The organism is Lederbergia ruris (genome assembly GCF_018332955.1).
Lineage (GTDB): Bacteria > Bacillota > Bacilli > Bacillales > Bacillaceae_C > Lederbergia > Lederbergia ruris.
In genome coordinates, this window is record NZ_BORB01000103.1 from 1 (window position 1) to 828 (window position 828).

General features: G+C 42.4%; 1 protein-coding gene. It reads left to right on the forward strand.

Annotated elements, in window-relative coordinates:
• A partial coding sequence (locus KI363_RS21575; RefSeq protein WP_212967611.1) for a transposase occupies window positions 1-656 on the forward strand: 656 nt, incomplete at its 5' end.
• Between the last annotated feature and the right edge of the window lie 172 nt (window positions 657-828).

Below are 828 nucleotides of genomic sequence, written 5' to 3' on the forward strand. Positions count from 1 at the left end.
CCCCTGAAGATGTACTGGCGGAATGGAAACCCGTTGTAAAGCGTGGTGTTGGCATCAAGCGTGCAACCAAACTGGTAGATAAAGCGAAGAAAAGTGTTGGAATTGAAATCGGCTTACGCTTTGCCAAGAAAGAGCTGCACAGTTTATTAGACCAATATGAGCTGTATGAAGCTCAATTGGAAGAACTGAACTGGGAAATAGAAAACCTCTTGGGAGATATTCCGGGAGCAAAAGAAATGTTGGCCATTAAAGGACTGGGTGTAACAACTGTAGCTACTTTTTTTGCCGAAGTAGGCGATTTATCTAACTATCATCATCCTCAACAACTTGTGAATATGGCAGGGTTATCGTTGCGGGAGCATAGTTCCGGGAAATTCAAAGGGGAAACAAAAATAACGAAACGTGGAAGGAAGAAACTGCGAAAGGCGATTTATTTAGCTATACGCCCGCTCGTAGCCAACAATCCAACGTTTCAAGCTTTGCATAGGTATTATACGACCCGCCCGGAAAAGCCTTTAAAGAAACAACAATCACTGATTGCGTTGTGTGGCAAGTTATTACGTGTCTTGTTTGTCATTGGCAAAAGACAATGTGTATTTGATGGAAGTAAGTTATTGAAAGGTTTACCTCAGATAAATACATTACAGGTAGCTTAAGCTGTATGAGAAAGAAATAGCAATAGATGCACTTGTGAATTTAGAAAACACAAACACCACTAATGCAGAGTCGGAGCTTATTTTTTCCATTCGGGCACCAGACCCAGCCGAGGAGCTTATTCCGACCTCCACCTTGTGGATACGCAGGACGAGGGAATGTATGGATACCAAT